Here is a 2,670-nt window from a genome sequence, read left to right as displayed (position 1 = left end):
CGCGAACGAGCGACGACGTGAAGGCGGAGCACGGACTGGCCGGCAACAGTGACGATGAGTGACGAGTGGGACTGGGAGTTCACCGATACAGCAGATCGACAGTTCGACGGCCTCGACGAATACGCACAAGATCGGATCAGCTCCAAACTGGACGAGATCGTCGCCGATCAGTGGCGTAACCCGATGGATTATCTCGAACCGCTCGAGGGAGCGCCACACCAGAAATTGCGAATCGGCCCGTTTCGGCTCGGGTGTCGTGCTGCTCGGAGTGAGCAGGTCCTCTACGTGCTTACGATCACCAAGCGCGGTGGCGACGCCTACCGCGGCGACGACGACTAACTGTCTCTAAGACTCCTTGACGACGATCCATATGCATTGAGACGACCAGCCTCAACTACTGGTGCTGAAATCAACTCTGTGAGAACTGTCCATTGACCCGGTCTCCACGTATTCGATTGTACTCGTATCTCCCTCGCGCTAACTTGCGGTGGCAAGTCTCTTAGGAAACTGGTCGTGATTATCGACAGAATTCTTGCCAGATTGGGATAGACTGAACTATGACCTATCGGCCGAATGCACGCATCCCGTCGGCAGCCACGACATACAGACCATCTTCAACCAGAGTTGGTGGTCCACGAACGCCAGCCTGAACTGTATCTGAAATCTGTTCTTCATCGGTGTTGTGGACCCACCGTTCGCTTCCATCATCACGAGCAAGGGCGTATACCGCACGATTACGGAACCCACTCTGACCAACATATACAGCATCTGTATCGACCGTCGGCGTCAGTGCATCAGTAAGATCGACCTCCCATCGTAGCTCTCCAGTCGTTGTGAGCGAAGAGAGTCTAGATTTCGTCCCGGCATAGACCTCATCGTCGGCGACAGCGACTGCTGTGCCACTCTCTGGTTCACCGACATCGGCTGTCCAGCGTTCACTTCCATCTTCCGTCCTAACTGCATGGAGCGTCCCCTCACTATCGGTAACATACACTTTGCCATCGGAGACTGTTGGCGTGGTCTCAGCGGGTGAATCCAATTGCGTTCGCCAGACCTCACTCCCATCGGTCGTGTTGAAGGCAATGATATCGCCAGCTACAATGAACACATAGCCATCGTTGACTGCCACAGAGCCTTCGAGGTCTGAATCGTCATCAGCGAGCGTCGTTCGCCACTGTTGCTCTCCCGTTGAGACATCAAATGCGAAGACTTCCGTCGACCACTCATTAAACGCCCCATTAGCGAGATAGGCAACACCGTCGACAACAACCGGACATCCTGGTGGTCCTTGACCGATGGTACGCTTCCACAACTTGTCGCCACTCTGGCGGTCAAACCCAGAGAGGCGAGTATAACTCTGAACGAGAACTTCATCACTAGCAACAGCTGGCATACCCATACCACCACCGTCGACAGCAGTCGTCCACTGAAGCTCTCCAGTGGCTGCATTGCGAGCGACGACAGAGCGTTCTTCCCTGTATTCCGTGGTATAGAGGCTCCTGTCGGCGACAACAGGTGGCGAGGAGGATACGTAGAAGTCCCAGTATATCTCTGGGTCCTCGGGCACTGCTGTTACATCAGACAGATGGCCTGTATTGCCATTATCAGCCTGAAAGCGAGTCCAGTCCGTTGCTGTCGGCATCGATCTCGGATCTTGTGGGGTACCTGGTGTCGGTTCTGGTGGTGGGAATTGTTCGGGCTCAGTCACCGATGGTTCAGTCACTGGTGGAGTCGAACTGCCCGTATCATTGGTGCAACCAGCGAGAAGACCACCTAAGGCAAGGCCACCGATTTGGAGGAAGGTTCTACGGCTTCGGGGGGACATTTGCTTCAACTGCTAATGATAGTATAATATGTCTTCTGGGTGGATAACCCTAAGACCTGGACCTTAGGTACTCGGCTTTTTCCTCCTCAGAGTGTCGTCTTGTCTGTAAATCTAAACAACCAAGATATTGTCGAGTTGTATTTTCAGAAACGAACGGCCTCTCATACTAAGCGGCGGGTTCATCCCAATAGTTTGGAGATGAACCCCTGAGAATTGTCCTTTGGCTCCGTATCTTCACATTCGATTTCCGCTTAGATGTCACACGCTAATTAGAGATAGTAGCTCTTCCTAAGAAGTCTAAAGAATCACTGATCGTGCTTCTCGACGCATTCTCAACCAAACTCTCTAACGATCAGTACAGACGGACGATATTTCGAGTCGTCAAGCCGGTGGTACCCGGCTGTTTGTCATTCGACACGGTGACGTTGTCCGCGAAGAATCAGTATTGCACCAGCAATTCCGAGCAGCCACTGGAGTACGACGACTGTGAGGCTCCGCTCTGTCCCCTCATATTCCTGAACCACGGTTGGATAGACGACGTAGTAGCTGTCGTCGGTCTGAACGAGTTCGTGAGCGCCGGAGAGTTCGTCGGATGTCTCGTAGGCGCCCGCTTCGATGGCGGTTTGGACGCCTTTGTTAGTTCGTTCTATGGGAGTTGCGATATATTTGAGCGCCTCCTCTTGTGAGACGGCCTCAAGCCCATACCAGACAGTCCCATTTTGCCGCTCCTCGCTAATAGGTTGGAAGAATCGGCTGTGTTGAATCACTAGATGGCGTCGGTGTAGGTCGCTAAATCAAAGGAGTTGAAGCGGGAGACTTCGGTTGTCCATGACCCAAATCTCCCG

The 2,670-nt window shown here is 53.3% G+C and carries 3 protein-coding genes; 1 reads left to right on the top strand and 2 read right to left on the bottom strand.

From position 1 onward, the window contains the following. The first annotated feature begins 54 nt into the window (after positions 1 to 54). Complete coding sequence (locus BMX17_RS24675) at positions 55 to 339, top strand: type II toxin-antitoxin system RelE family toxin (protein ID WP_092665256.1); 285 nt, start codon at positions 55 to 57, stop codon at positions 337 to 339. Between the two features lie 223 nt (positions 340 to 562). Here BMX17_RS24675 and BMX17_RS24670 read toward each other — a convergent pair whose 3' ends face one another. Next, positions 563 to 1,642 (bottom strand): outer membrane protein assembly factor BamB family protein, encoded by a 1,080-nt coding sequence (locus tag BMX17_RS24670; RefSeq protein ID WP_170845570.1) that lies wholly within the window; start codon positions 1,640 to 1,642, stop codon positions 563 to 565. A gap of 590 nt (positions 1,643 to 2,232) precedes the next feature. Beyond that, positions 2,233 to 2,592 carry a DUF8127 domain-containing protein gene (locus tag BMX17_RS24665; protein WP_211611493.1) on the bottom strand — a complete coding sequence of 120 codons (360 nt, stop codon included), beginning with the start codon at positions 2,590 to 2,592 and terminating at the stop codon, positions 2,233 to 2,235. Positions 2,593 to 2,670 lie beyond the last annotated feature (78 nt).

Source organism: Halorientalis persicus (assembly GCF_900110215.1).
Taxonomy (GTDB): Archaea; Halobacteriota; Halobacteria; order Halobacteriales; family Haloarculaceae; genus Halorientalis; species Halorientalis persica.
This window is presented reverse-complemented; position numbering and strand designations above follow the sequence as displayed.